This window comes from Vicinamibacterales bacterium (genome assembly GCA_041659285.1).
Lineage (GTDB): Bacteria > Acidobacteriota > Vicinamibacteria > Vicinamibacterales > UBA2999 > 12-FULL-67-14b.
Genome location: JBAZYO010000024.1, coordinates 12,750 through 37,881, shown reverse-complemented (window position 1 = coordinate 37,881; position 25,132 = coordinate 12,750). Strand labels below are relative to the sequence as shown.

Annotated in this window: 24 protein-coding genes; 7 read left to right on the top strand and 17 right to left on the bottom strand. The window is 66.9% G+C overall.

Annotated features, from left to right (window positions below; genetic code table 11):
* Positions 1-11 precede the first annotated feature (11 nt).
* The 7 genes from WC815_23450 to hslV all read right to left on the bottom strand — a co-directional run bounded on the left by WC815_23450 (position 12) and on the right by hslV (position 6,755).
* Positions 12-674: an HAD family phosphatase gene (locus tag WC815_23450; GenBank protein MFA5911746.1), complete on the bottom strand. Its 663-nt coding sequence runs from the start codon at positions 672-674 to the stop codon at positions 12-14.
* A 3-nt stretch (positions 675-677) separates the two neighbouring features.
* Complete coding sequence (locus WC815_23445) at positions 678-1,079, bottom strand: hypothetical protein (GenBank protein ID MFA5911745.1); 402 nt, start codon at positions 1,077-1,079, stop codon at positions 678-680.
* Positions 1,060-2,601: an acyl-CoA carboxylase subunit beta gene (locus tag WC815_23440; protein ID MFA5911744.1), complete on the bottom strand. Its 1,542-nt coding sequence runs from the start codon at positions 2,599-2,601 to the stop codon at positions 1,060-1,062. The genes WC815_23445 and WC815_23440 overlap by 20 nt, the downstream gene beginning before the upstream one ends.
* Positions 2,598-3,353, bottom strand: coding sequence for a fumarylacetoacetate hydrolase family protein (locus tag WC815_23435; protein MFA5911743.1), 756 nt, complete (start codon positions 3,351-3,353; stop codon positions 2,598-2,600). Before WC815_23435 ends, WC815_23440 begins: the two co-directional genes overlap by 4 nt.
* A 32-nt stretch (positions 3,354-3,385) precedes the next feature.
* Positions 3,386-4,705, bottom strand: a complete 1,320-nt coding sequence (locus WC815_23430) for a hypothetical protein (protein ID MFA5911742.1) — start codon at positions 4,703-4,705, stop codon at positions 3,386-3,388.
* A 128-nt stretch (positions 4,706-4,833) separates the two neighbouring features.
* Positions 4,834-6,210, bottom strand: a complete 1,377-nt coding sequence (hslU, locus tag WC815_23425; GenBank protein ID MFA5911741.1) for an ATP-dependent protease ATPase subunit HslU — start codon at positions 6,208-6,210, stop codon at positions 4,834-4,836.
* 8 nt (positions 6,211-6,218) lie between these two features.
* Positions 6,219-6,755, bottom strand: coding sequence for an ATP-dependent protease subunit HslV (hslV, locus tag WC815_23420; protein MFA5911740.1), 537 nt, complete (start codon positions 6,753-6,755; stop codon positions 6,219-6,221).
* Between the two features lie 266 nt (positions 6,756-7,021).
* Between hslV and WC815_23415 the strand changes: the two genes are divergently transcribed.
* From WC815_23415 to WC815_23405, 3 genes are all read left to right on the top strand, one after another.
* On the top strand, positions 7,022-7,714 hold the full coding sequence (locus WC815_23415; GenBank protein ID MFA5911739.1) for a response regulator: 693 nt from the start codon (positions 7,022-7,024) through the stop codon (positions 7,712-7,714).
* 144 nt (positions 7,715-7,858) lie between these two features.
* Positions 7,859-8,935 carry a PAS domain S-box protein gene (locus tag WC815_23410; protein ID MFA5911738.1) on the top strand — a complete coding sequence of 359 codons (1,077 nt, stop codon included), beginning with the start codon at positions 7,859-7,861 and terminating at the stop codon, positions 8,933-8,935.
* Positions 8,936-8,947: 12 nt separating this feature from the next.
* The gene (locus tag WC815_23405; GenBank protein ID MFA5911737.1) at positions 8,948-10,894 is read left to right on the top strand and encodes a response regulator; all 1,947 of its coding nucleotides are present in this window, start codon (positions 8,948-8,950) and stop codon (positions 10,892-10,894) included.
* Between the two features lie 44 nt (positions 10,895-10,938).
* On the opposite strand, the gene WC815_23400 is transcribed toward WC815_23405, so the two are convergent.
* From WC815_23400 to WC815_23380, 5 genes are all read right to left on the bottom strand, one after another.
* The gene (locus WC815_23400) at positions 10,939-12,312 is read right to left on the bottom strand and encodes an amino acid permease (GenBank protein ID MFA5911736.1); all 1,374 of its coding nucleotides are present in this window, start codon (positions 12,310-12,312) and stop codon (positions 10,939-10,941) included.
* Positions 12,313-12,345: 33 nt separating this feature from the next.
* Entirely contained in the window at positions 12,346-12,882 is a 537-nt protein-coding gene (locus WC815_23395; GenBank protein MFA5911735.1) for a hypothetical protein, read from the bottom strand.
* Between the two features lie 84 nt (positions 12,883-12,966).
* Complete coding sequence (locus WC815_23390) at positions 12,967-13,851, bottom strand: hypothetical protein (protein MFA5911734.1); 885 nt, start codon at positions 13,849-13,851, stop codon at positions 12,967-12,969.
* Between the two features lie 33 nt (positions 13,852-13,884).
* On the bottom strand, positions 13,885-14,658 hold the full coding sequence (locus WC815_23385; GenBank protein ID MFA5911733.1) for a zf-HC2 domain-containing protein: 774 nt from the start codon (positions 14,656-14,658) through the stop codon (positions 13,885-13,887).
* Positions 14,655-15,245, bottom strand: coding sequence for a sigma-70 family RNA polymerase sigma factor (locus WC815_23380; GenBank protein MFA5911732.1), 591 nt, complete (start codon positions 15,243-15,245; stop codon positions 14,655-14,657). Before WC815_23380 ends, WC815_23385 begins: the two co-directional genes overlap by 4 nt.
* Before the next feature lie 143 nt (positions 15,246-15,388).
* Here WC815_23380 and WC815_23375 point away from each other — a divergent pair, with 143 nt between their 5' ends.
* From WC815_23375 to WC815_23360, 4 genes are all read left to right on the top strand, one after another.
* Positions 15,389-15,991: a response regulator gene (locus tag WC815_23375; GenBank protein ID MFA5911731.1), complete on the top strand. Its 603-nt coding sequence runs from the start codon at positions 15,389-15,391 to the stop codon at positions 15,989-15,991.
* A gap of 33 nt (positions 15,992-16,024) precedes the next feature.
* Positions 16,025-18,037, top strand: coding sequence for an ABC-F family ATP-binding cassette domain-containing protein (locus WC815_23370; GenBank protein ID MFA5911730.1), 2,013 nt, complete (start codon positions 16,025-16,027; stop codon positions 18,035-18,037).
* Positions 18,038-18,162: 125 nt separating this feature from the next.
* Complete coding sequence (locus tag WC815_23365) at positions 18,163-19,293, top strand: ATP-binding protein (protein MFA5911729.1); 1,131 nt, start codon at positions 18,163-18,165, stop codon at positions 19,291-19,293.
* A 22-nt stretch (positions 19,294-19,315) separates the two neighbouring features.
* A complete protein-coding gene (locus WC815_23360; protein MFA5911728.1) occupies positions 19,316-20,710 on the top strand; it encodes a sigma-54 dependent transcriptional regulator in 1,395 nt (464 codons plus the stop codon).
* A 104-nt stretch (positions 20,711-20,814) separates the two neighbouring features.
* Here the strand turns inward: WC815_23360 and WC815_23355 are convergent, their stop codons facing one another.
* The 5 genes from WC815_23355 to WC815_23335 form a co-directional block, all read right to left on the bottom strand.
* On the bottom strand, positions 20,815-21,525 hold the full coding sequence (locus tag WC815_23355) for a DUF2268 domain-containing putative Zn-dependent protease (GenBank protein MFA5911727.1): 711 nt from the start codon (positions 21,523-21,525) through the stop codon (positions 20,815-20,817).
* 125 nt (positions 21,526-21,650) lie between these two features.
* The gene (locus WC815_23350; protein MFA5911726.1) at positions 21,651-22,097 is read right to left on the bottom strand and encodes a DUF1569 domain-containing protein; all 447 of its coding nucleotides are present in this window, start codon (positions 22,095-22,097) and stop codon (positions 21,651-21,653) included.
* An 18-nt stretch (positions 22,098-22,115) separates the two neighbouring features.
* Positions 22,116-22,448 carry a hypothetical protein gene (locus WC815_23345; protein MFA5911725.1) on the bottom strand — a complete coding sequence of 111 codons (333 nt, stop codon included), beginning with the start codon at positions 22,446-22,448 and terminating at the stop codon, positions 22,116-22,118.
* A gap of 131 nt (positions 22,449-22,579) precedes the next feature.
* A complete protein-coding gene (locus WC815_23340; GenBank protein ID MFA5911724.1) occupies positions 22,580-24,454 on the bottom strand; it encodes a gamma-glutamyltransferase family protein in 1,875 nt (624 codons plus the stop codon).
* A gap of 15 nt (positions 24,455-24,469) precedes the next feature.
* Positions 24,470-25,120 carry a peptidylprolyl isomerase gene (locus WC815_23335; protein ID MFA5911723.1) on the bottom strand — a complete coding sequence of 217 codons (651 nt, stop codon included), beginning with the start codon at positions 25,118-25,120 and terminating at the stop codon, positions 24,470-24,472.
* Between the last annotated feature and the right edge of the window lie 12 nt (positions 25,121-25,132).

Genomic DNA, 25,132 nt, shown 5'->3' with positions numbered 1-25,132 from the left:
GAGCGGCGGGCCTACGCGAAGTGACGTTCGAGAAACAGGTCGAAGTCGTCGCAGGTCGCTGCGGGCGGCGGCTGCAGCCGCGCGAAGTGCGCGGCGTCGAAACTGGTGGTCAGCGCCACCACCGGCATGCCGGCGGCCTGGGCCGCGACAATCCCCACGGGCGCGTCTTCGAACACCAGGCAGTTGGGCGGCGGCACGGCGAGCTGGATCGCCGCCTCGAGGAACACGTCGGGGGCCGGCTTGCCGCGCGGCACCTGGTCGCCGCGCACGATCAGCGGGAAGGCGGCGGTCAGGTCCAGCTCGTTGAGCGTGTGCACGACGTTCGGCTCCGGCGCCGATGTCGCCAGCGCCATCGGGATGGCCGCCGCGATGAGTCGCGCGATCAGGGCCAGCAGGCCTTTCACCGGCAGCAACCGGCCGCGTGACAGTTCGCGATACAAGCCTTCCTTCTCCGCTTCGTAGGCCTGCCACTCGTCGCGAGGCACGTCGCGGCCGAACAGGATCGGAAAGATCTCGCTGTTGCGCCGGCCGTCGAGCTTGGCGCGATCGTCGGCGGTGAGCGGCGGCAGGCCATGGCGCTGCGCAAAGACCGCGAAGGCCTCGGCGTGCAGCGCCATGTTGTCAACGAGGGTGCCATCGATGTCGAAGATGACGGCGTGCGGACGAAAGCGCATGCGCTACTTCAGGACGACAAAGGCCGCGCGGCCGGAATACGCGACCTGGCGGCCGCCCTGAAACGCCGCCACCGCCCAGAAGTAGGTGCCCGAGTCGAGCACGATCTCCTTCGGCACGGCGATGGTGGTGGCCTGGACCGTCACTTCCCAAATCTCCATGTCCACCTCGTTCACCACCAGCAACGCGTAGCCCTCGGCACCAGGGACCGCGGTCCACGCGAAGGCCCTGGGCTGCGCGCCGACCGAATCGCGGGCCGGCGACAGGTGGTCGATTGCCTGCTGCACGGCTGCTTTCGGGGCGCGGTCAGGAGGCGCGGTGGCCGGCGTGGGCGCTTCGGACGCCCGCGCGCACGCCAGGCTGGCGAAGACGATGGCAAGGACGAGGCTAGAGCGGAATGTTTCCATGTTTTTTGGGCGGGTTCTTGTCGCGCTTGTGATCGAGGGTGGCGAGCGCCTGCACGAGCTTGGCGCGCGTCGTCCTCGGCAGGATTACTTCATCCACGTATCCGCGTTCGGCGGCCACGTACGGGCTGGCAAACCGCTCGCGGAACTCCGCGATCTTCTGCGCGCGCGTCGCCGCCGGGTCGGCGGCCTTCTCGATCTCGCGTTTGTAGAGGATGTTGACGGCGCCTTCGGCGCCCATCACCGCAATCTCCGCGCTCGGCCACGCGTAGTTGAAGTCGGTGCGGAGGTGCTTGCTGGCCATCACGCAGTAAGCGCCGCCGTAGGCCTTGCGCGTGATCACGGTGATCTTCGGCACCGTCGCTTCCGCGAACGCGTACAGCAGCTTGGCACCGTGGCGGATGATGCCGCCGTACTCCTGCACGGTGCCGGGCAGGAAGCCGGGCACGTCCTCGAAGGTGATCAGCGGGATGTTGAAGGCGTCGCAGAAGCGGACGAAGCGCGCGCCCTTCACCGAGGCATTGATGTCGAGCGTGCCGGCGAGGTAAGCCGGCTGATTGGCGACGATGCCGACCGGACGGCCGCCGAGCCGCGCGAACCCCACCAGCATGTTCCGCGCGTAGTGCTGATGCACTTCGAGGAAGTAGCCGTCATCGGCAATGGTGTGGATGAGGTCGAGCATGTCGTAGGGCTGGTTGGGCGAGGCCGGCACCAGCGTGTCGAGGGCGTCGTCTTCGCGGTCGGCGGGGTCGTCGGTCGGCTTGCGGGGTGGGTCGTCCAGGTTGTTGCCGGGCATGAACGACAGCAGCTCGCGGATCAGCGCCAGGCATTCGGCGTCGTCTTCCACCGCGAAGTGCGCCACGCCGCTCTTCTCGTTGTGCGTCATCGCGCCGCCGAGGTCTTCCTTGCTGACGTCCTCGTGGGTCACGGTCTTGATCACGTCGGGACCGGTCACGAACATGTAGCTGGTCTGCTTGACCATCACGATGAAGTCGGTGATGGCCGGCGAGTAGACGGCGCCGCCGGCGCACGGGCCCATGATTGCGGAGATCTGCGGCACCACGCCGGAGGCCAGGGTGTTGCGCAGGAAGATGTCGGAGTAACCGCCCAGCGACACCACGCCTTCCTGGATGCGGGCGCCGCCGGAGTCGTTGAGGCCGATCACCGGCGCGCCGTTGCGCACCGCCATGTCCATCACCTTGCAGATCTTCGCGGCGTTGGTCTCCGAGAGCGAGCCGCCGAACACGGTGAAGTCCTGCGCGAAGGCGTAGGCGACGCGGCCGTGGATGCGGCCGTGGCCGGTGACCACGCCGTCGCCCGGCACGATCTGCTGCTCCATGCCGAAGTCCTGGCAGCGGTGCGTGACCAGCTTGTCCACTTCCTCGAAGGTGCCGGGATCGAACAGCCGCGTCATGCGCTCGCGCGCGGTCAGCTTGCCCTGCTCGTGCTGCTTCTGCAGCCGCGCTTCGCCGCCGCCCAGTTCGGCGAGGCGTTCGCGTTCCCGCAGCCGATCGATCGGGTTCATTGACACGGGTTGCTGAGCGTGCCGACGCCTTCGACCTTGACCATCATGCGATCGCCGGGCACCAGCGGCCCCACGCCTGACGGGGTGCCGGTCGTGATCACGTCACCGGGCTGGAGGGTCATGAACCGGGAAACGTGCTCGACCAGGTACGGCACCGGGAAGATCAGCTCGCGGGTGTTCGAGTGGTGGCGCCGCTCGCCGTTGACCCAGCCTTCAATCTCGAGGGCTGACGGGTCGAGGCCGACCGCGATGCAGGGGCCGAGGGGCGCGAAAGTGTCGAAGCCCTTGGCGCGTGAGTACTGCACGTCGTTGACCTGCAACTCGCGCGCGGTGACGTCACACAAGCACGTCACACCGAGGATGTAGTCCATGGCGTCGGCGGCCTTGACCTGCGAGGCGCGCTTGCCGATCACCACCGCCATCTCGGCCTCGTGCTCGATGCGGCCGGCCCAGCCGGGGAGCCGAATCGGCTCGTCCGGGCCAATCACCGTCGTCGCCGGCTTCAGGAACACCAGCGGCTCGTCCGGGAGCTTCTTCTTCATCTCCGCGGCGTGGTCCTTGTAGTTCAGGCCGATGCACACCACGATCGACGGCTGCACCGGCGCCAGGAACTTCAGCGCCGACCCGGCCGGAATTTCGTCGCCCGGTTCGTAAGTGCCGAACACGTCGCCGCGCAACCAGAACAGGTTGCCGCCGCGCTCCACCGCGTAGCGCCCGCCCATCCCCTGCTTCACTCGATAAATGCGATCCATGCGTCCCGTCTTCGTGTGGTCGTGATTGGTGATTACCGCGCGGTCTCTTCGACCCGGTTGGACTGCGCGCTGACATTCTGCGGCGTGGCCCGGTCAACCGCCACGACGACGTACACGTATCGCGTGCCCGCGCGCGCGGTGGTGTCGCGATAGGTCGTGCCCACGACCGGCTCCGGCGTTATCGCTCGAAGTGTGTCACCGGGCGCGTCCCCGCGCAAGACCAGGTAGCCGGCAAGGTCCTTCTCGGTATTGGGCTCCCAGATCAGGCTAATCACGCCCTCCCCCACAATCGCCGCCAGCGACAGCGGCGCTGCAGGCGGGAAGGTGTCCGCCGGGGTCACGCACGTCCTGGGTGATGCGGGCCCCTGCACCACGGCGCCGGCCACGCGTTCAACCGGCCGCACCACGAAGCAGCGCTCCACACCGAAGGTCACGCTCGGGATCACGTACTCGGTGACGGCGAGCGGCTGCGGCGTGAGCGCCGCCGGCACCGTGATCGCGAACGGATCGCCGGCAACGTCGGCAGCGGCCACCTCGAACAGGTGATAGGTCGTGGCTTCGGACTGGAAGCCCAATGACTTCGCGACCAGCAGCGGCGCGATCGGCGCCAGCGGGGTGAGGGCGGCCGGCGAGGCATTGCCAGGTACGGGCACCACCAGTGGCGCGATGGGTTCGGCGAACGTCGCCGAGCGCGCGTCCGGTGAAGGCGACCACTTGATGGTCATGGCCGTCTCGGTGAAGGTGACCTGCGGCGCGCCAGGCGCCGAGCTGGCCGCATCCAGCGGGACCGGCACCGGCGGCGAAGCCGGCGCCTTCCGCCCGCGCGGGCTCACACCGATCACGAAGTAGTAGCGCCGCGGCTGTTGCGCCGGGGCCGGCGCCACCAACGGGCCCGCCACCGGTTCTTCGTCCGCCGCCTTGATCGGCGCCACGGCGCCCTTGGGGAGCGGCAGCTCCACCGCCACGTGCAGGTCGGGAGTGAGGGTCTCTTTCACCACGGCGCGCGCGGCGCGATCGATGCCCGGCGGCGCCGGCAGCGGCGGCACCTCGACACCACCGGCGGCCGGTGGCAGCTCCGGCATGATCGGGCGGACCGGCAGCGTGGCGATCAACGTGGCGAGCTTGCGTTGTTCGTCGGTCTCGGGCGGGCGGGTGGCGGTGATCGCGTAGACCTCGAGCGAGGCGATGTCCGCCGGCTGCTGGCCGTCAACGTTGGCGCTTGGCACCGGGAACGAAACGTAGACCTGGTCGCCCAGCCGCTGCACGGCGACCTCGGCGACCGCCGCCGGCACGCGCACGAAGGGCGCCAGCGGCGGCCCCTTCTTGCCGCACGCGGCGGTCACGACGATCACGATCAACGCTGCGGCTGCGCCTGCCCTGAGCGAGCGCCGGCGCGAAGGCATCGCGGCGACGCGAGTCGAATGGCCTGCCCTGAGCGAGAGTCGGCGCGGTGGCACCGCGGCGACGCGAGTCGAAGGGGTCACAGGATGTAGCGGGACAAGTCTTCGTTCTTGACGATGTCGGCGAGCATGCGGCGCACGTATGCCGCGTCAATGGTAATCGATTTGTCCTCGAGGGTTGGCGCGTCGAACGACACCTCGTCGAGCAGCCGCTCCATCACCGTGTGCAGGCGGCGGGCGCCGATGTTCTCGGTCCGCTCGTTAACGGTGGTGGCGAATTCCGCGATGGTGGCGACGCCGTCTTCGGTGAACTTGAGGTCCACGCCCTCGGTGGCCATCAGCGCGACGTACTGCTTGATCAACGCGCTCTTCGGCTCGGTGAGGATGCGGACGAACTCGGCCTGCCCGAGCGCCTCGAGCTCGACCCGGATCGGAAAGCGGCCCTGGAGCTCGGGGATCAAGTCCGACGGCTTCGAGACGTGAAACGCGCCGGCGGCGATGAACAGGATGTGGTCGGTGCGGACCATGCCGTGCTTGGTGTTGACGGTAGTGCCCTCGACAATCGGCAGGATGTCGCGTTGCACGCCCTCGCGGCTGACCTCGGGACCGTGGCTGCCTTCGCGGCCGGCGATCTTGTCGATCTCGTCCACGAAGATGATCCCGGCCTGCTCGACGCGGTCCACCGCGGCCGCGGCGACGGCCTCCATGTCGATCAGCTTCTGCTCTTCCTCGCCGCTCAGCCGCTGGCGCGCGTCGGCCACCGTCACGCGCCGGCGCTTCGAGCGGCCCTGGAACATCCCCGGCATCATGTCGCGCAGGTTGACGCCGACTTCCTCCATCGACGACCCGGTGATCAACTCGATCGACGGGAACGACTTCTCCTGCACCTCGATCTCGACGAACCGCTCGTCGAGCTTGCCCTCGCGCAGCTGCTCGCGCATCCGCTGGCGGGTGTCGTGCATCTCGTCGCGAATGCGGCCGGGGTCTTCGTCGGGCGCGGCCGGGCGCGGCGGCAGCAGCAGGTCCAGCAGCCGCTCCTCGGTGTTCAATTCGGCCTTGGCCCGCACTTCCTCGATCCGCTCGTCGCGGACCATGCTGACCGCCAGCTCCACCAGGTCGCGGACCATCGACTCGACGTCGCGGCCGACGTAGCCGACCTCGGTGAACTTCGAGGCTTCGACCTTGATGAACGGCGATTGCGCCAGCCGCGCCAGGCGGCGCGCAATCTCGGTCTTGCCGACGCCGGTCGGCCCGATCATCAGGATGTTCTTGGGCGCCACGTCTTCGGCCAGCTCCGCCGGCAGCTTCTGCCGTCGCAGCCGGTTGCGCAGCGCGATGGCCACGGCCCGCTTCGCCTTGGCCTGCCCGACCACGTACTTGTCGAGCTCGGCCACGATCTGGCGTGGCGTCAGCGAATCAATGAACGTGGACGAGCGCTCGGGAAGGGGAATGGACATCGGGGGGCTTACAGTTCTTCGACGGTGATGTTGCTGTTCGTGTAGATGCAGATTTCTGAGGCGATCACCATCGACCGCTCGGCAATCTCGCGCGGGCTCATGGCGGTGTGCCGCATGAGCGCCTTGGCGGCGGCCTGCGCGAACGCGCCGCCGGAGCCGATGCCGATCACCGGCTCATCCGGCTCGATCAGGTCGCCGGTGCCCGACAGCAGGAACATCGACTTCTGGTCGAGCACGATCAGCATGGCCTCGAGGCGGCGCAGCGCGCGATCAGTGCGCCAGTCCTTGGCCAGTTCGACGGCCGACCGTTCGAGGTTGCCGCGGTACTGCTCAAGCTTGGCCTCGAACCGCGCGAACAGCGCAAAGGAATCGGCGGCCGACCCGGCAAAGCCGGCCAGGATGCTGTCGTTGTAGAGGCGCCGGATCTTGCGGGCGTTCTGCTTGACGACGGTGTTGCCGAGGGTGACCTGGCCGTCTCCGGCGAGCACCGCCCGATCGTCCCGGCGCACGGCCAGAATCGTCGTGGCGTGAAACGTCGACTCCATCTCCGTAGTGTCTCACACCACCCGCCCGGCACCGGCCGGCCGCGGGGGCGGCGCCTCGCCGTGGAACAAGATCGCCGCGAGTGTGGTATCCAATGTACTGCTCACGGGGCGCCTTGACTGAGGGTGGGGCAAAGCACCGGTCTGCCTGGCCTGTCGTGGACTAATTGCGTGAAACACCTGGTTCGGCCAACGTCAGCACGCGACACGGGCCGGCGTCGCGGCTGGCGGTACACGCGCGCGGCGGCGCCCGGAGTGTCATGGCTCAATTGAAAAGAATCAATCCGACCGTCGTGATCGTGGAAGACGAGTGGGCCATCGCCAAGGACCTGCAGCAGAGTCTGCAGCGAGCTGGCTTCTCGGTCCTTGGGCTGGCGGGGTCTGGCCGCGAGGCACTGGAACAGATCGAGCGTCACAAGCCGAGCCTGGTGATCATGGACATCGGGCTGAGCGGCGATCTCGACGGTGTTCAGGTCGCTTCCCGGATCGCGAGCGGCGGTGACATCCCGATCGTCTACGTGACCGGACATGTCGACGCCGCAACGCTCGAGCGGGTGGCCTCAACCAACGTCATGGGCTACGTGCTCAAGCCGTTCAACGACCGGCAACTGCACTGTGTTGCCACGCTCGCCATCCGGAAGGCAGTGGCGCGGTCGCGGTTGGCCCGCGCCTCGCAGCGCAGCGAGGCGATGGAAGCGGGCCTCCAGAACATCGCGACTGTGCTCAGGGAGATCGGCGTCGAACCCACCACCTCCTGGCAGTCCGACCCTGATGTCGCCACCCTGACGCGGAGGGAGCGCGACATCATGACCCGCCTGGTCAACAACGCGCGGGTCTCGACGATCGCCCAAGCCGTCAGCTTGAGCCCGCACACCGTGCGCAATCACCTCAAGAACATCTATCGCAAGCTGGACGTCCATTCGCAGGGCGAGCTCATCGAATGGGCGCGACGACGCGGCTAGATTTCGCGTTGGGGCTTGACGGACGCCGCCAGTTGGGCCAGACTCACCGCGTTTTGAACAATAATTCGTAACTCATTGATTCACAAGACCTTTACTGGCCCGTTGTTGGCCGGAATTGAACCATTGTGAGGCAGATGTTTCGACATGGCGGCGCCGAATCCCCCTAGAGACTCGCAGTCAACCGAATCCCTCACCCGCACCTGTGAAGGCGTCCTCAATGCGGTCCCGGACGGCATTGCCGTGGTCGATTCAGCCGGTCGCATGTTGCTCGCGAACACGCAACTGGCCGGCATGTTCGGCTATGCGCCCGGCGAATTGACCGGCGTCGAGGTCGAAGTGCTCATGCCCGAGGCGCTGCGCGGTCCGCACCAGTTGAGCCGCGAACGCTACGAAGCGCGGCCAAAGATCTGCGTCATGGCCTCTGGACGCGACCTGATGGGCCGCCGCAAGGACAGCTCCGAGTTCGCCATCGAGGTCAGCCTGAGTCCCCTCCGCACGCCCAACGAACTGCTCGTCATCGCCAGCGTCCGCGATGTCTCGGTACGCCGGAACGCAAACGCCGAACTCCGATCGTTGCTCGACACCAGCAACCTGCTGCGCAAGGAACTTCACCACCGCACCAAGAACAACCTGCAAGTGATGTCGAGCCTGCTCAACCTTCGCAAGACGACGATCGCGGATCCGGACGCGGCGGCCGCACTCGAGAAGACGCGAGACCAGGTACGCGCCATGGCCCTGGTCCACGACCTGCTCTGGCAGGCGGAGAGCCGCGCTCCCGAGGGCTTCCAGCAATTCGGCTCCGCCCGCGTCAACTTGCAGGAATACGGCTGGCGGCTGATCGAGGAGATCCAACACACCCACGACATCGATCCCGCCCTGGTGCGGTTTCACACCCATCTGGAGCGGGTTGACGTGTCATTTGACACCGCCACCCGCCTCGGCCTGATCGTCAACGAGCTCATTTCGAACAGCCTCGAGCATGCGTTTCCGGAAGGCTCGGGAGACGTGACGGTGACGCTCACGCGGTCCGGCGACGGCGCCTCGTTCCAGCTGACTGTTGCCGACAACGGCATCGGGCTGCCGCCGGACCTCGCCGAGCGCCGGCAGCAGGCGATGGGGTTGCAGCTGGTCGAGAGCCTGGTCGAACAGTCGGGCGGCACGATCGCGGTCGATGGCGCGCCGGGGACGACCGTCGCCATCCGCCTGAGCAACCTCACGTGACACGGTGAGGTGATGAAATCACGAGGCCGCGTGCTGGTCGTCGAGGACGATCTGCTGATCGCGCGAGAGTTCCGCGACATTCTGGTCGCCGGCGGCTTCGAGGTACCGGTGACGGTGACCAGCGGAGCCGACGCCCTGGTCGCCGCCGGTGTCCGGCACCCCGACCTCGTCGTGCTGGACATCGGCCTCCAAGGCGCGATCGATGGCATCGCGTTGGCGGTGGCACTGAACGGCCGCCGCCGCACGCCGGTCCTGTTTGTCACCGGTGCCGCCGACCCGGAGACGATGGCTCGGGCAGCAGCCGTCGGCCCGTTCGCGTATCTGATCAAGCCGGTCAACCCCCGGCAGTTGTGCGCGACGGCGGGATTCGCCATCCGTCGCGTCGGTCTCAATCACCGCGAAGCGGGCCACATTGCCGGGACGCAAGACTTTCGCGAGTTGTTCGACGCGACCGCCGACGGCGTGCTCGTCACCGATGCGCACGGCTGCATCATGCTGGCGAACCAGGCTTGTGGGCAGCTGTTCGGATACGCACCGGCGGACCTCATCAATCAACCAGTTGAAATCCTGATGCCCGGGCGCGCGCGCCTCGCGCACGTCGCCGCGCGCGAGGCGTTCGCCGAACATCCACAGTTGAGACCGATGGGAGAGCGGGCCGAACTGATCGGGTTACGGTCCGACGGGACGACGTTCCCGGTCGAGGTCGGGTTGAGCCCGCTCGGGTCGGGCAAGTCACTGCGCGTCATTGCCATCATCAGGGACGCGACCGAGCGGCGGTTGGCGCAGCGCGCCGTCGAGGAGAACCGCGAGCTGGCGCGGCAGCTCCATCGGGTGCAGAAGCAGGACGCGGTGGGCCGCCTCGCCGGCGGGATCGCCCACGATTTCAACAACCTCCTCATGGTCATTGGCGGATACGCCGAACGGCTGCTCGACGGCGAGGATGCGGCGCCTCGCCGCCGGCACCTGGTCGGCCTCAAGGAGACCGTCGATCGGGCCGCGGCGCTCACCCGCCAGCTCCTGGCGTTCAGCCGGCGCCAGGTGCTGCAGCCGGAGATCGTCGATCTGAACAGGGCACTCGAAGCCACCGAGCGGATGCTGTCGCGTGTCATCGGCGAGGACATCCGGATGGTGATCCGGCCGGCACACGAGTTGTACCCGGTGAAGGTCGACCCCAGCCAGATGGAGCAGGTGCTGCTGAACCTCGTGGTCAACGCGCGGGATGCGATGCCGGAGGGTGGGTCGCTCGGGATCGAAACCGCCAACGTGTTCCTCCCTGAGCCATTCCAGGTCGGATCGTCGGCGGCATTCGCGCCACCAGGCCACTACGTTTCGCTGACCGTGCGTGACACCGGCATCGGCATGGATGCTGCCACCGTCAGCAAGGCCTTCGAGCCGTTCTTCTCGACGAAGGATCCGGCAAAGGGCACCGGCCTCGGCCTGTCCACGGTCTACGGCATCGTCAAGCAGAGCGGTGGATACATCTGGCTCGAGAGCGCGCCGGGCGCGGGTGCGACGGTCACCATCATGCTGCCGGCCACCGGCGAGCGGCCCGTGGAGGCGGCGGTCAACGAACCGCTGGGGCCCGTTCCCCGCGGACACGGCCGCGTGCTCCTGGTCGAAGACGAAGAGCCGGTGCGCGAGCTGGTTGCCGAATTCCTGACCGCGGCCGGGTTTGACGTGGTGACCGCCGGAGACGGCAACGAAGGCCTCGCCGTGCTCAAGTCAACCGCCGCCGCCTTCGACCTCATCGTCAGCGATGTCGTGTTGCCTCAGACCAGCGGTCCGGCCTTCATCGAGGCGGCTCGCCTCCACTACCCGCACATGAAGGCGTTGTTGATGTCCGGCTACACCGACGGCCACCTCCCTCTTCACTACCAGGCGGAGCCCCACACGCGTTTTCTCCAGAAGCCGTTCAGCCGCGAGCAGTTGCTGAGGGCCCTGGCCGAACTGCTGGCTTGACGGATCAGGCGGACTCCTGGTCTTGCTGTCTCTTGCTCTCCGGTCTAGGTCGAGCGCTTCCGCCCGAAGTAGAGATACAGCGGGATGCCGGCGGCCATCACGGCAAGACCGGCCAGCGTGGTATAGGGCGCCGAGAAGACGCCGTTGATCACGGTGGCGGTGCCGACGATCACGAACAGGGCCGGCGTGAACGGATACCCCCAGGCGCTGAACGGGCGCTCGGCGTTCGGTTCGCGGTTGCGCAGCACGAAGACGGCGGCGACCGCGATGGTGGAAAACAGCGTGACCGCAAAGCCGGTATAGGTCGTCAGGGTATCGGCCCCGCCCCACATGATCAGGATGCTGGCCCAGATCGCCTGCGCGATGATCGCGACCGACGGCGTGCGGTAGACCGGGTGGACCTTGGCGGCGGCCGGGAAGAAGACGCTGTCGCGCGCCATCGCGTAGTACACGCGCGGCCCGGCGAAAATGTTCGCGCTGACGCTCGCCAGCAGGCTGATGATCGAGACCACGCCCATGATGTTGCCGGCCGCGGAGCCCAGCACCTTGTCGGCCACCACGTCGAGCACGCTGCTCTGCACCTTGGCCAGTTCACCAACCGGCATGACATAGAGGTACAGCGTGTTCAGCAGCACGTAGATCACGATCACCGCGCCGGTGCCCAGGGCCAGCGCCTTGGGCACGTTGCGGCCGGGGTCGCGGATCTCTTCCGCCATGTACGACGCGGCGTTCCACCCCGAGTAGGTGAACATCACGGCGAGCAACGCCAGCATCCAGGACGACGCGGCAACCGGGCCGGCCACCTGTTGCAGGTTGGCGGTGGAGCCCGCGCCGATCGAGAAGCCGGCGGCGATGAAGATCATCAACGCCGACACCTTGAGCACGGCCAGGAAGTTCATCAGCAGGCGGCCGGGGCCGACGCCGCGGTAGTGCACGTACGACAACGCCACGACCGCGGCGATGGCGACGAGCGTGCGCCGCGACACGGTCAGCGGGAAGCCGGGAATGGGAATGACGAAGAACGGCGTGTGATCGGCGGCGCCCGGGAAGAAGCGATCCAGGTAGAAGACGAGAACAACCGAGGTGGCGGCAATGGCGCCGGCAAAGCCGGCGACGAAGGACACCCAGCCGGTCAGGAAGCCGGCGAGGTTGCCGTAGGCGGCGCGCAGGTAGACGTACTCGCCGCCGGCCCTAGGCCGCAGCGCCGCCAGTTCCGCGTAGGCGGTGGCGCCACAGAACGCCAGCGCGCCGCCGGCGATCCAGATGCCGAGGAACAACCACGGGTTGGGCACGCCCGCCGCGATGAGGGGAGGGGTGAAGAGGATGCCGCCGCCGATGACGTTGGAGACGATGATCGCCGCCGCGTCAAGCGGACCGAGGCGGCGTTCGAGTGAGGAAGCAGCAGCGGGGCTCGCCATCGCGGGATTATACGCGGGCGAGGCGCGGTTCCTTTACCGCGTCAGCAACTGGCGCTGAATCGGATACTCCGCCAGCTTGGCCCACACCTTCGAGCCCTGCTTGAGGAAGATCTCCACCTTGGCGTCCATGAACTCCTTGTTCTGGAGCATCTGCATGCGGGGCTGCGTGCCGGTGTAGCCGAGGGTCGAGTGCATGACGAGGGCACCGGTTTCGGCGCCGCCGGCGAGCACCGGCTCGCGGGGAACGGCCCAACCGTAGTACTCGCCCCACATTTCCTTCTCGCCGACGCGGCGGAAGATGGCGTTGATCTGGATGGACTTGAGTTCTTCGGTGGTCTTGTTGCGGAGCTTCAGCGTGACGCTCGGCACCAGCTTGTTCTTCCCGCCCTCGATGATCCCATCGTCGAACCAGCCGGTGACCACGTCCACCGGTTCGAGCGCGGCGACGGCGTCCACCGACGCGCCGCAGCCGTAGGACGACAGGGTGACCACACCCGCCACGATCGCGGCGAAGGCGAGCAAGCCACCAATGAGGGTGAGCACCGGGACGCGCGGGGTTTTGGTTTCCATGGGTGTCGCGGCGGATCCGCCCGCCTTCGCTATTCTAAGACACCGGCGCCCGGAGAAGGTTCCTTTAGTGGCGCGGACACTCCCTTAGAACTGGCTGACCTGGACGCGCTTGCGCGCTTCGTCGCGGTCGATCCTGCCGGCGCGATAGGCGATGAGGTCGGCGCCCTTGATCCGGTAGATCATCGTCACCACTTCCTCGAGGGGGTCCTGCGGCGCCAGGGTGTCGCGGCCTTCGTTGTCGCGGGCCGACACGGTGAGCCACTGGTCGGGTCCGATCGCCATTGGTGTGCTGTAGTCGATGATGGCGTCCACGAGCGCCCGCGTCACGGCCTCGGTGTAGGCGCGATTCGGATCCTGCGCCCACGCCCGATCGCCGGCGGGAGGCCGCGGCGCCGGCGCCACGCCGGCCGCGGTCGCGGCGCCGACGCCCCCGGCGGAGCTGTCCGGGATCACGACGCCCGGCGACACGGTCGGATTGCCGGGGTTGGCGGAGCGCGGGTAGGCGGTGTTCGGGACCGCCTGCGTTTCCAGTTGCTTGAGGGAGCGCTCGAGCGCCGCCCGCGAGGTCGGATCGGTGATGGTGGACTGGGCGATCTTGCGGATGTCGCTGATGGCGCCCTGCGTGGCGGAGTTGTCCTGGTCGATCATCGTGCGCAGGCTCCACATCATGCTCTGCCGCATCATCGGCACCTGCACGTCGAAGTAGACCCCGTAGCCATCCAGGTAGACGCCCCGGGCCTGTGCCTCGCCGGCCAGGATGAAGACGCCCGGCATCACGGCCAGGATGTCCCGGTTCAGCGCCTTGGCGCCGTAGTCGACGGCCCGCGCGAGCGCGCCTTCCATCACGTAGATGTGATGGCGCATGTCGTTCATGTTCACCGGCTTCGCCGTCGCCGCCTCCTGCGCCGCGGCCGGAACCGCCACGACCAGGGCCGACAGGACGATCCACGTGCTGATCTGCTTCTTCATGATGTTTGTTCTACCGACTCTGCATTCGTACCGCTATTGCTGCGGCGTCGTTGACGCCCGCAGCACGTAATTCAACTGCTGCCGTTGCTTCGCCATCTCCACGCCGGTGTGGCCAATGGCCTGTTCGACGCGCAGCAGGTCGACGCGGCGCTGGATGTCCATGTCGCGCGTGAGCTGGGTCACGCGCAGCGCCAGCTCGCGCTTCTGCCGCGTCTCGCTCGCTTCGAGCAGCTCGCGCACGCGCGTCAGGGTGGCACCGTCCGCTTCTGATCTCGACGCCGCGCGGACCGTTCCGGTCTCCCGGGTCGCGCGGATTTCTTCACGCAGTTGCTGCTCGAGGCTGATAAGCGCGGTCTTCCACTGCTCGTCGGGGGCCACCGCGGCGGCCGCCGGCGGCGCGCCAGCCGTGGACGTGGCCCCGGCCGGGCTCATCCAGCCGGTAGACACGACAAACCCGTCCGGCCCCGACCTGACCTGGACGTTGGCGATCGCGGCGCCCACCGCCAGCACCAGCACGGCCGCCGCGGCTTGCGCCCACGCCGGTACCGTGTTCCACCACTGCGCGGGGCGAAGCACGTCGGCCGGCTTCGAGGCCACGGACTTCTGGGCGATGGTGAAGCCGAGTTCGGCGTCGGGCGGCGCCCACTGCGACAACTCGGTTCGCACGCCCGACAGCGCGGCGACCTCGGCGGCGCAGGCGGCGCACTCGCGCAGGTGATTCTCGAACTTCAGGCGTTCCGGGGCGCCCACCTCGTCGTAGAGGTAGGCGACCAGGGCGCCCTTGTCACAGGCGAACATGAGGCTCATGATGCTCTTCCACTCTGAAAACTGGTCATCCCGCGGCTCTCCAGGTGCTTACGCAGCACGCTCAAGCCTTGGTACAACCGCGTCTTGACGGTGCTCAGCGGGCACCCCTGCAAGTCGGCAATCTCCTGAAACGTCAGGCCGTGGTACTCCTTCAGCACGATGGCGGTGCGCTGCTCTTCCGGCAGCAGTTCCATGCCCTCGGCCACGATGCGGCTCATTTCGTGCCGCGACACCAGGTCTTCGATCGACTCGACCGGCCCCTGCTCGGCCGCCATTTCGATGACGTCGGCCCCTTCGGGCAGGTCAACGACCGGGGTCCGCTTCTTCCGCCGGATCCAGTCCCGGCACAGGTTCAGGGCGATTCTGTACAGCCAGGAGGAAAATTTCGCCTGGCCTTTGAACCCGGGCAGGGCCCGGAAGGCCCGGAGAAAGGTCTCCTGAGCCACGTCCCGGGCGTCTTCGTCGCGGCCGATGACGCGATACGCCAAGGCATAGATCGGCCGTTCCCAGCGCAAAACCAGCTGGTTGAAGCTCTCGGCGTCGCCGGCCATGGACCGGGCAACGAGCTCCTCGTCTGTCGCTACCATGCGAAACGTTTGGCCAATCTCTCTCGCTTGCTATTGTCTAAGACGGCGGGACGGCTCCGAAAGTCGGCAACGGCCGCCTTCGCCAAGGCTTCGGCGGGCCAAGGCGTCCTATTGGGGTAAGATACCGGTTCCAGAGACACTTAGTGGGCGTTAACTTTCCAAACGACGAAATCTTCCTCACAACCGAAGAAGTCCTGGAGTATCTCCAGGTCAACCTCCGCACGGTTTACCGCCTGATTAAGGCCGGCAAGATCCCGGCTGTCCGGGTGGGACGCCAGTGGCGGTTCCGCAAACGCGACATCGACGCCTGGCTCGACACCCAGCGCCCCCGCGGCGAGCGGGTTCCGCAGGTGGCCGTGTCCGACCGGCCGCCGGCCCGCGAAGGCCGCTCGCGCGTGCTGGTGGTGGACGACGAATCAAGCATCCGTGAGTTGCTGGCCAAGACCCTGGCGCTCGCGGAATACGACGTGGACACGGCGCCGGATGGCCGGGCGGCGCTCGAGCGCCTGCGCCTCGGGCACTACGACCTGCTGATTGCCGACCTCAAGATGCCCGGCATGGACGGCCTGACGCTGATCCGCGAAGCCAAGCGCCTGAAGGCCGACATCCCGGTCATCATCATCACGGGCTTCTCCACCGAGTCGAGCGCCATCGAGGCGGTCAACCTGGGTGTGGCGGGCTACCTGACCAAACCGTTCCGCGTGCCGCAAGTGCTCGCGGCCGCGGCGCGCGCGCTCGGCGAATAGAAAAGGGGACGTCCGTCCCCTTTTCCGCTTCCCATGATTCAACTGCAAGACGTCACGAAATCGTTCGGCGAGAAGACCCTGCTCGAACACGTGACCTGGCAGGTCGGCGATCACGATCGCGTCGGCCTGTGCGGCCCGAACGGCGCCGGCAAGACCACCCTGCTCAAGATGCTCGCCGGCTTCGACGAGCCCGACGCCGGTTTCATCCAGAAACCCAACGCGCTGACCTTCGGCTACCTGCCGCAGGACGGGCTGTCGCACAGCGGCCGCACGGTCACCGCGGAGGCCAGCCTCGCCCTCAAGCCGCTGCTGGATCTGAAAGCCGAGATGCACGCGATCGAGGAGCGACTGGGCGACACCACCCTCGCCGCGCCGGAACACGACGCGCTGCTCCATCGCTACAGCGAAGTGCAGGACCAGTTCCGCCTGAGGGACGGCTACCAGATCGAACTGAAGGTCGCCACGGTGCTGCGCGGCCTGGGCTTCGAGGCCGAGGCGCAGGAGCAGCTGACCGATCACCTGTCGGGCGGATGGCAGATGCGGCTGGCGCTGGCCAAGCTGCTGTTGAGCGCGCCCGACCTGTTGCTGCTGGACGAGCCGACCAACCACCTCGACCTCGACGCGCGCAACTGGCTCGAGGAGTATCTCGTCGCCTACCCGGGCGCCGTGATCCTGGTGTCGCACGACCGCTACTTCCTCGACGCGGTGGTCTCGCACATCGCCGACCTCTCGCTCCGCACGATCACCGACTACCACTGCAACTACTCGAAGTACCTCGAGGAGCGCGACGCGCGCCTCGAGCGGCTGCGCGACGCCAAGCGGCGGCAGGACGAGGAAGTCCAGCGCGTCGAGGACTTCATCAACCGCTTCCGCTACCAGGCCACCAAGGCGGCACAGGTGCAGAGCCGCATCAAGATGCTCGAGAAGGTGGTCCGCATCGAAGTGCCGCCCGAGCGCAAGCGCATCCACTTCCAGTTCCCGGCCTCGGCCAAGAGCGGCCGCATGGTGCAGGAGCTGAAGCACGTGCGCAAGGCCTACGGCGACAAGGTGGTTCTGGACGGTGTGAGCCTGCACATCGAGCGCGGCGACCGCATTGCGCTGGTCGGCCACAACGGCGCCGGCAAGTCCACGCTGATGCGCATGCTGTCGGGCGAGGAAGCGCCCGACGCCGGCGTGCGCACCGAAGGCCACCAGGTGGTGATGCAGTACTTCGCCCAGGACGAAGCCACGCGCCTCGATCCCACCCTCACCGTCTACGAAACGCTGTCGGCCGGCTCGCCGCAGACCATGGTGCCGGCCATCCGCAACATCCTCGGCGGCTTTCTCTTCTCCGGCGACGACGTCTACAAGAAGGCGGGCGTGTTGTCGGGCGGCGAGCGGACGCGGCTGGCGGTGGCGCGCATGCTGCTGCGGCCGTCCAACACGCTGCTGCTCGACGAGCCGACCAACCACCTCGACATCGACTCGAAGGAAGTGCTGCTCGACGCGCTGGCCGACTACGGCGGCACGCTGATCTTCGTGTCGCACGATCGCTACTTCGTCGAGCGGCTGGCGACCAAGATCGTCGAGGTGGGGGGCGGCAAGGCGACGCTGTACCCGGGGACGTACGAAGCGTTTCTCTGGAGCAAGGAACAAGGCCCGCCTACGCGGCCGGAGGCCGCTACGGCGAGGTCTCGCCGGAGCTCGCCCGAGAGTGCTGAGCGAGCGAAGGCGGACGCCAACACGGTGGTCAAGATCGCGCCGAAAGTTGAACAGACCTACGAAGATCGCAAACGCGACAACGTCGAGAAGAAGAAGCGCGAGCGGTCCTTCAAGACCCTCAAAGATCGCGTGGCCGACCTCGAATCGCGCATCGCCGACCGCGAGCGGGCGATCAAAGAGGTGGAGCAGAAGATGTCGGCGGCCGACTTCTACAGCGACCACGAAGCGTCCAAGCCCGTGCTGGCCCAGCACCAGGCGCTGATGTGGGAGGTTGGCGAGCTCCTGAGCCAATGGGAAATGCTTCAGGGCGAAGCTGAGCAATTCTCGGATCTGCAAAATTCGTAATCTGATTACATTTTTGTCAGATTGCTCCGATCTAGGTAATAATCCAAATTCTGTAATCGCAACGACTTAGAGCGTGGCTGGCTCGGGGCACGGGCTTTGCTCACGCCTGGGCCGGCCCCATGCACATGGCGAAACGTCCAGCGAACACCTCGCGGCACACCGACGTGTTCTTCCGCCACATGGTGGGAAACATGCGCAATGGCGTGCTCACCATTGCGCGTGACGGCAGCGTGGTGCTGATCAACGACGAGGCCTGCCGCCTGTTCAGGCTGGCGCCGGGCCCCACCCTTGTCGGCCGTCCCTACGCCGACGTCCTCCACGACCACCCCGACATCGTCCGCGTGCTCGGCGGCGCCTTCGAAATGGCGGCGCTTCCCAACCGCGCCGAGCTGCGGCTCAAGTCCACCGACACGGTGATCGGCTACACGCTGTCGCTCGTGCGCGACGAGAAGGGCGAGGCCGTGGGCGCCGCCCTGTTCTTCAAGGACCTCACGCACGTCGAGCAGGTCGAAGAACGCGAGCGCTTGCGCGACCGGCTGGCCGCGGTCGGCGAGATGGCCGCGGTGATGGCGCACGAGATCAAGAACCCGCTCGCCGGCATCGAGGTGCTGGCCGGCCTGCTCCGGCGCAAGGCGCCGCAGAACGAGGACGTGCAGTCGCTGGTGAACGACATCATCGGCGAGGCCAAGCTCGCCAATTCGATCGTGCAGGAGGTGCTGGCGTTCGTGCGCCCGGTGCGGCTGCAGGTGGATCGCACGTGCCTCGCCGACGCGCTGGCGAGCGCCGTGGTCATGGCCGACGGCAAGGCCACGCGCGGCAGCATTCTCGTCGACACCGTGCTGCCGGACGACCTGCCGCTGGTCGGCGCCGACCAGCACCAGCTCACGCAGGTGTTCGCCAACCTCCTGATCAACGCCTACGAGGCGCTCGAAGGCCGCGGCCGCATCCTGATTTCCGCGTCGGTGGCGCGCACCGCCGCCGAAGGCGCGCTGATGCCGGACGGCCACCAGGCCGTGGACTCGGTGGTGCTGGAGATTTCGGACGACGGGCCGGGCATGACGGCCGAGGTCGCCGACAAGATCTTCAACCCGTTCTTCACGACCAAGGCCCAGGGCTCCGGCCTCGGGCTCGCCATCGTCCGCAAGATCGTCGACGCCCACGACGGCCGCATCGACATGTCCACCGCTGACGGGCGCGGGACGCGGTTCCGGCTCACGCTGCCGGTGGAATCACCCAAGCACGGCACGCACCACTAACGCGCAGACGGAGACCACGCACATGGCTCGCATTCTCGTTGCCGACGATCACGACGCCCTGCGGCGGGGCCTGGCGCTGTCGCTGACCGCGGCCGGGCACGAAGTCGAAGAGGCGCCCAACGGCAACGCCGCGCTCGAGCGCCTGCACGAGGGCTACTTCGACGTGGTGGTCAGCGACCTCAAGATGGGCGGCTCGGACGGCCTCGACGTGCTGCGCACGACCAAGCAGCTGCATCCCTCGGCGTCGGTGATCCTGATGACCGCGTTCGGGTCGGTGACCACCGCGGTGGAGGCGATGAAGCACGGCGCGTTCGACTACGTGCAGAAGCCGTTCGAGCTCGAGGAAATGGAAGTGAAGGTCGAGAAGGCGCTGGAGCTGAAGCGCCTGCGCAACGAGCTCGACTACCTCCGCAACGAACGCCAGGAGAACTACGACTTCGACCGCATCGTCGGCGGCAGCGAGTCGCTGCAGCGGGTGCTGGCGGTCGTCAAGAAGGTGGCCAAGAGCAATTCGACGGTGCTGATCCGCGGTGAAACCGGCACCGGCAAGGAGCTGATCGCCGGCGCCACCCATCACAACTCGCTGCGCGCGTCGCGGAACTTCGTCAAGGTGAACTGCGCGGCGCTGCAGGAGAACCTGCTCGAGTCGGAGCTGTTCGGCCACGAGAAGGGCGCCTTCACCGGCGCCGACCGCCAGCGCATCGGCCGCTTCGAGCAGGCCGACGGCGGCACCTTGTTCCTCGACGAAATCGGCGACATGAGCGCCAGCACGCAGGCCAAGATCCTGCGCGTGCTTCAGGAGCATGAATTCGAACGCCTCGGCGGCACGCGCACGCTGCGCGTCGACGTGCGGCTGATCGCCGCGACCAACCGTGACCTGTCGGCGATGGTCGCGTCGGGACACTTCCGCGAAGATCTCTACTATCGGCTGAACGTGGTCTCGATCGAGACGCCGCCACTGCGCGAGCGCAAAGACGACATCCTGCCGCTGGCCATGCACTTCATCCGCCGCTTTGCCAGCGAGTTGAAGAAGCGCCTCGACGGCCTCGACAACGAGGCGCAGAAGCTGCTGATTCGTTACAACTGGCCCGGCAACATCCGCGAGCTCGAGAACGCAATCGAACGCGCGGCGCTGCTCGCCGAAAGCCCGATCATCACGTCAGCCGACCTGCGGCTGGGCGACTTCGCCCCGGCCGGCAGCGGCCGCGACGCGCAGGGCGTGGTGAAGATCCCGCCCACCGGTATCGCGCTCGAGGAAATCGAGCGGCAGGCGATCACCGAGGCGCTGAAGATGGCGAACTGGGTGCAGAAGGACGCCGCGGAGCTGCTGCAGATCAGCCCGCGCGTGATGAATTACAAGATCAAGACGCTGAACATCGAACTGCCTCGGCGGAGAGTCCTGGCCTCGGCGTCGTAGGGGCGCACGCTGCGCGTGCGTAGGGCGAGCTCGCTACCGCTCGCTCGTGAGGCGCCTCGCCTTGCTCGGCGTGGGGCTCGGCGCTTACGCGCCTCGTCGGGGTGCTACTTATTCACATCGGCCAGGCTCAAGATCTCCACGGCCGGTGCCGACACCAGGTCAGCCGAGGTGCGGCCTGATCTTGCTGTCGCACGGTCGACCCACGCCGTCCCGGTGCGGCAGACGATCCATCGCCGGCCATCCGGGTGAGCGGTGTTCAAACCTCGGATCGGCGCGTTGACCGGAAGCGCGAGCAATTCCTTCTCCCATCCGCTGCCTTCCGGCGGGTGCTCCCCCCAAGGACGATTCTCGCCGGCGAAGTCGCGCTCGAATGCGGTGGCCATGCCCTCGCTCACGGCATGCTCGATGACGGTGCGAGGGTTCCCCGCTGCGGATCGCACGAGGTGATGAAACTCGTGAAACAAGGTCGCGCGCAAGTCCTTCTCGGCGATGGCGACGACACCGCCGCCGTGCGCTGGATCAACGGTCCACATTACGAAGTTGGGCGGCATGGCGTCTGCGGTCGCGCCGATTTCTTCGATCACGTCCGTCCCTGGACGAGCGGTGAGTTCGAGCTGCGGCGGCAGACCCGGCAGGAGCTTCCCCACTTCGGCGGCGGTCGCGTTGGCGATGCGATCGATGGTGGCGCGCTCAGCGCGCGAGAAGGTGTAGGTCCTTGATCGAAAGTAGCGGGTCTTGACCTGGGGTTGAGCGCAGCCCGCCACGGCAGTCAGCAGCAGAGCAACGGCGACGACCGGCCGGCACAAGCGTGTCACGGTCGAATCAGAACCGCCCGCGCGGCGAATTCCCGTTGCGCCATCCGCCGTATCTCACCATCAGGCCCAGGAGCATGATGAGAACGAGCACCGGCATGTCGATTGAGTTCAGCATCGCGGCCAGATCATAAACCGAACTGCCGCAGGTGGTGATCGGTGTGTTTGTACGCCCACCGTTGCCAGTCTTCACGCGACATCACGCCGAAGAAGCCGTGCGCAGGTTCGAGCGGGCCGGTCCCGGCCGCAATTCCATTGAGCCCCGCCACCGCCCTTGCGCGATCATTCGCGAACTCGGACGGACGCGTGCCAAGGGCGCGCGGATCGTGCATGGGATTGGTGGCCCAGCCATGCGGCAATCGAAGAGGCGACGACAGCGCCAGCCACTTGATGATGGGACGGCCTCGGGTTGAAACAACCTCGGTGCGCGGACGAATCAACAGCACCATTTCGGCGGCATCACCGAGGTGGCAGAGCATTTCGTGGGGCGTCAGCGTGCCCCAGCGTCGAGTGCTTTCGGGTCGCAGGTGATCGAGCCTGGCGACAAGCGAACGCAGCACCGCCGGCTCACCCACACCCTTCATCCGCGAGACCTACCGGCAGATGGTGGGGTCGATCGCGCGAATGGTGAACTTCGTCGAACGTGGTTCTTGCGGCACCACGATTCCAGGGTAGCCGCTGGGGTCCACCGGGACCACCGTCATGCCGCACTTGACCTCGGGCTTGGCCGGCGCCGGTTGACGGAGTGGCACTTGCACCTCACCTGGCTTGAACAGCCGGCTGTAGGGGTTCTTCCTGTCAGCATCCCAACGCGACTTCACGGGTGGCCGCACGAGGGCGATGGCGGGTCCGCTTGCCTGTGACGCGCTCGCCGGTAGTGCGCCGAGCACGAGCAACGCGGTGAGAATCGGTGTCAGTAGACGCACAGTCCTCCCTACGAGTGGCCGAAGGCCACGAGTCCTACGAGCGGCGAAGCCGCGAGCCCCACGATGGCGCAAAGCGCCGAGCCCTACGCCGAGCGCCAGCGAGGCGCCCTACGCGCGCCGAAGGCGCGCCCTCAGTACGCAATCGCGTAGCAGTCCCTTCGCGGATCAGCGGCCGCGAAGCGATTCCCAGTCGCTGGATCAATCATCACCGCGGTCGCGCACCCGGACATCCCAAACGGACGCAGCCGGCTCACGTCGTGACCGCGAGCTCTGAGCTCGTTGTAGACCGAATCGGGAATCGTCGCTTCCACGTTCAACTGGTTGAAGCCCGCGGTGTGCGGCCAGAACGAGCCGTAGAAGTGCATGGTCTGCGCGCGCGGGCGTTCCAGCGCCGCGTGCAGGTTCGGATACCAGTCATCCCAGAAGTCGACGATGCTCAGGAACGCCTGCAGGATGGTCTGGTCCTGGTTGTCGCCCCCCGGCGTGCCGAGGCCCATCATCGGCGTATCGCCCTTGAACACCAGGCTCGGCGTCAGCGTGTAGCGCGGCCGCGCCCGCGGGCGAATCTGGTTGGCGCGGGTCTTGTCGAGCCAGAACTGCTCGCCGCGCACGCTCATGCCAATGCCGGTGTCGCCGAGAATCACCGCCCCGGGCACCCACCCGCCGCTCGGAGTGACGTCGAAGATGTTGCCGTCCTTGTCGATGATCGCCATGTGGGTCGTGTCCTTGACGATGCCCGACGAATCATCCGCGAGCTTCTCCCCGCGAGGCGTGACGCCGTCCGTGACGTTTGCCTTCCAGAACGGCCACTGCTTCACCTTGGTGTCGTACTTCAGCGGATCGCCCGCGATGAACGAAGTGGACGACTTCTTCGGGTCGATCAGCGCCGCCCGCTCTTTGGCGTAGGCCTTCGACAGCAACCCCTCACCCGGCACCTGCACGAACGCCGGGTCGGCATAGAACGAATCGCGATCGGCATACGACAGTTTCAGCGCTTCGGTCACGGTGTGGATGTAGTCCGCGCTGGCGTAGCCCATCGCGTGCAGGTCGAAATTCTCGAGGATGTTGAGCGCCTGCAGGAGCACCGGACCCTGGCTGCCGAAGCCGTGCTTGTACACCGTGTAGCCGCGATACGTCGTCTTCACGGGCTCCTCGATGCGCGCGTAGTAGTCGGCGAAGTCGCTGGCGTCAAACGGGGCCCCGTGCTTCTGCAGGAACGCGACCATTTCTTTCGCGATGTCGCCCTTGTAGAACCGATCGCGCGCGGCGACGATGCCGGCGACGCGGCCCTTGGCCTTGGCGGCGCGTTCGGCGTCAACCATGCGGCGCAAGGTGCGCGCGAGCGTCGGCAGCTTGATGGTTTCGCCGGGCTTGTAGACCGACCCGTCAGGCTTCAGCCAGTAGGTCTTGTTGCCCGGCCACTTCTCGAAGAACTTGAGCTGATTCTGGATGGCGCGCGCGGTGCTCGTGCGCATGGGAAAGCCGTTCTCGGCATACGCGATGGCCGAGGCCGCCACCTCTTCGAAGCTCATCGTGCCCCACTTCTCGAGCACGGTCAGCGACGCATGCAGGGCGCCGGGGACGACCGCCGGATCGAGCCCCTCGCCTTGCAGATCCTTCTTGCGCGACAAGTACCAATCGACGTCCACCGCCTTCGGCGCCCAACCCTGGCCGACGATGGCGGTGACCTTGGCTTCTCTCTTGGGATATACCAGGACGAGCGCCTCGCCGCCGAGGCTGTAGAGATCCTGCTCAAGCACGCCGCCGGCGAGCAGAGATGCCACGCCGGCGTCGAACGCGTTGCCGCCTTTCAGGAGAATGGCCAAGGCCGCGGCGGTGGTGAGCGGGTGACCGGTGGACACGCCACCGGTCGGTCCCATCACCGCCGGCCTGAGGGCCGACCCCGCGGGCTGCCGATCCTGCACCGGCACCTGCCCCGCCCCGTCATGCCGCGCACACACGACGATGGCGGCAACTACTATCGCGAAGCGAAGCTGAGCTCTCACGGTCCCTCCCGGGTGTCACTTCTCGATCGTGGCCTTCTTGATGTAGTCCAGCTTCGGGAATTCCCTCTCGAGATAGGCATTGCCCTCCTTGAGGATGCGTGCCGTATCGGGACCCTTGCCGCCGCGCTGGGGCATGTCGCCGTAGCCGGTGAAGATCTTCGCAGCGACATCCTGCCCCTCGGTGATATCGGCGAAGGCCGCGAAGCCTTGCCCGTCAAGGCTCGAGTTGTCGCGAAAACTCAGGAACACCTGCGTCGACGCCATCATCGGGTTGCCGCCCATGGCAAACGATAGCGTCATGCGCTTGTTGGAATGCTTGACCGGGTCCGGCGAGAACAACTGCCGGCTCCACATCGCCGTCAGGGTCGGGTCGCCGTGCAACCCGAATTGAGCCATGAAGTTGGGCACGGACCGGTAGAACCTGACACCGTCGTAAAAACCGTTCTTCACGAGGTTGTAGAAGCGATCGGCGGCCTTCGGCGCCCAGGCGCGTTCCACGTGGGCGACGAATATGCCCGCGCTCGTCTCGAACCTCACGTTGTAGGCGGCCGGCGCCTGTTCTTTCAGCGAGGCCGGAACCTTGAGCGACACCCCCTGGGCGGCGGCGCCACTGGGCAACATCGACAGCGCGGCCAGGGCCAACGCAACGGTCGTCACGCGAATCATCAGATCTCCTCC

Bases quoted from the DNA above. Each gene is read 5' to 3' on its own strand.
- WC815_23395 (MFA5911735.1), bottom strand. From the start codon at position 12,882: ATGGAAACCAAAACCCCGCGCGTCCCGGTGCTCACCCTCATTGGTGGC.
- WC815_23435 (MFA5911743.1), bottom strand. From the start codon at position 3,353: ATGGATCGCATTTATCGAGTGAAGCAGGGGATGGGCGGGCGCTACGCG.
- WC815_23405 (MFA5911737.1), top strand. From the start codon at position 8,948: ATGAAATCACGAGGCCGCGTGCTGGTCGTCGAGGACGATCTGCTGATC.
- WC815_23390 (MFA5911734.1), bottom strand. From the start codon at position 13,851: ATGAAGAAGCAGATCAGCACGTGGATCGTCCTGTCGGCCCTGGTCGTG.
- hslU (MFA5911741.1), bottom strand. From the start codon at position 6,210: ATGTCCATTCCCCTTCCCGAGCGCTCGTCCACGTTCATTGATTCGCTG.
- WC815_23370 (MFA5911730.1), top strand. From the start codon at position 16,025: ATGATTCAACTGCAAGACGTCACGAAATCGTTCGGCGAGAAGACCCTG.
- WC815_23440 (MFA5911744.1), bottom strand. From the start codon at position 2,601: ATGAACCCGATCGATCGGCTGCGGGAACGCGAACGCCTCGCCGAACTG.
- WC815_23410 (MFA5911738.1), top strand. From the start codon at position 7,859: ATGGCGGCGCCGAATCCCCCTAGAGACTCGCAGTCAACCGAATCCCTC.
- WC815_23365 (MFA5911729.1), top strand. From the start codon at position 18,163: ATGGCGAAACGTCCAGCGAACACCTCGCGGCACACCGACGTGTTCTTC.
- WC815_23385 (MFA5911733.1), bottom strand. From the start codon at position 14,658: ATGAGCCTCATGTTCGCCTGTGACAAGGGCGCCCTGGTCGCCTACCTC.
- hslV (MFA5911740.1), bottom strand. From the start codon at position 6,755: ATGGAGTCGACGTTTCACGCCACGACGATTCTGGCCGTGCGCCGGGAC.
- WC815_23360 (MFA5911728.1), top strand. From the start codon at position 19,316: ATGGCTCGCATTCTCGTTGCCGACGATCACGACGCCCTGCGGCGGGGC.
- WC815_23400 (MFA5911736.1), bottom strand. From the start codon at position 12,312: ATGGCGAGCCCCGCTGCTGCTTCCTCACTCGAACGCCGCCTCGGTCCG.
- WC815_23450 (MFA5911746.1), bottom strand. From the start codon at position 674: ATGCGCTTTCGTCCGCACGCCGTCATCTTCGACATCGATGGCACCCTC.
- WC815_23335 (MFA5911723.1), bottom strand. From the start codon at position 25,120: ATGATTCGCGTGACGACCGTTGCGTTGGCCCTGGCCGCGCTGTCGATG.
- WC815_23445 (MFA5911745.1), bottom strand. From the start codon at position 1,079: ATGGAAACATTCCGCTCTAGCCTCGTCCTTGCCATCGTCTTCGCCAGC.
- WC815_23380 (MFA5911732.1), bottom strand. From the start codon at position 15,245: ATGGTAGCGACAGACGAGGAGCTCGTTGCCCGGTCCATGGCCGGCGAC.